The sequence below is a fragment of the Rhizobium mayense genome (genome assembly GCF_030272705.1).
In the GTDB taxonomy this organism is placed as follows: Bacteria; Pseudomonadota; Alphaproteobacteria; order Rhizobiales; family Rhizobiaceae; genus Rhizobium; species Rhizobium mayense.
On sequence record NZ_JARFYM010000153.1, the window covers coordinates 1 to 228 of the forward strand.

Annotated in this window: 1 protein-coding gene; it reads left to right on the forward strand. The window is 62.3% G+C overall.

Annotated features, from left to right (window positions below):
* A partial coding sequence (locus PY649_RS35015; protein ID WP_285873649.1) for an electron transfer flavoprotein subunit alpha/FixB family protein occupies positions 1-228 on the forward strand: 228 nt, incomplete at its 5' end.

Genomic DNA, 228 nt, shown 5'->3' on the forward strand with positions numbered 1-228 from the left:
TATGCGCCGAACGACTGGCAGGTGGGGCAGACCGGCAAGGTGGTCGCGCCGCAGCTCTATATCGCCTGCGGCATATCTGGGGCCATCCAGCATCTCGCCGGCATGAAGGATTCGAAGGTCATCGTCGCCATCAACAAGGACGAAGAGGCGCCGATCTTCCAGATCGCCGACTACGGCCTCGTCGCCGACCTCTTCGAGGCACTGCCGGAACTCGAAAAGGCGCTGTGA